The organism is Pseudoalteromonas sp. 78C3 (genome assembly GCF_002836695.1).
Lineage (GTDB): Bacteria > Pseudomonadota > Gammaproteobacteria > Enterobacterales > Alteromonadaceae > Pseudoalteromonas > Pseudoalteromonas arctica.
Genome location: NZ_PJAV01000047.1, coordinates 1 through 873, shown reverse-complemented (window position 1 = coordinate 873; position 873 = coordinate 1). Strand labels below are relative to the sequence as shown.

1 protein-coding gene and 1 pseudogene are annotated in these 873 nt (G+C 39.2%); both read left to right on the top strand.

Going from position 1 to position 873, the window contains the following annotated elements; genetic code table 11:
• Nucleotides 1-394 (top strand): copper resistance CopC family protein (locus CXF76_RS00745; protein ID WP_101162821.1); only part of this gene is annotated, 394 nt, incomplete at its 5' end.
• Between the two features lie 11 nt (nucleotides 395-405).
• Nucleotides 406-873, top strand: a pseudogene (locus tag CXF76_RS00740) (copper resistance D family protein); the annotation flags it as partial.

Genomic DNA, 873 nt, shown 5'->3' with positions numbered 1-873 from the left:
CTCTGCAGTAGCCATTTTAGGTTTAGTGCTTACATTTTCCGCATCAGCGCATATATCACTCAAGCAATCAATACCTGCACAAGAAGCCATGTTAATGCAAGGACCAGAGGAACTTTCGTTAATTTTTAGTGGTGAAGTAAGGCTAGCAAAAGTCATCATCAAAGATGAAAAAAATAAAACAATAAACTTTGATTTCAAACCCAGCGCCACCCCAAGCACAGACTTTAATTGGTCATTACCGAGCCTAGCCCAAGGCACTTACACGGTTAAATGGACAGCACTGGGTGGTGATGGACATAAAATGACTGGCACGTTTAGATTTATGGTACATAAAAATGAATCGCATAAGATGATGCAAGAACAATCTAATACCCACAGCAAACATAATCATTAAGTAGCAACATCATGCAATTAAGTGAATGGTCAGTGCTCTTACTATTATTAAAACTAGCAAGCTATATAGCAATTGTAGGGCTTGCGGGCACTTTATTAATGCGCTTTATGTGTGGCAACAGCAATGTTGCAGGGCATCACTTAATTAGCTTTCATCAGTTCTTAAAACGTTGGCAAATTACGTGTGTAGTTACAGGTAGTATTGCTGCACTTTTACAAGTACCTATAGAAGCTGGAGCAATGGCTGAATTAGGCTTTATGGGAATGTTTGACCCCTTTATGCTTGAAATTGTTTGGCAATCAGTCATAGGTGACCAAGCAAGGTTTAGAATACCAGCGCTTATTATTGCTCTAATTAGCGCATGTATGTGGAATGTGGAATCAGATGATAACGTAGCAGGTTATAAAAACGATGCCGTTATACTAATCATGCTTGGGTTTATCGCTTATAGCTTCACTTTTACTGGGCACAGTGCAAAC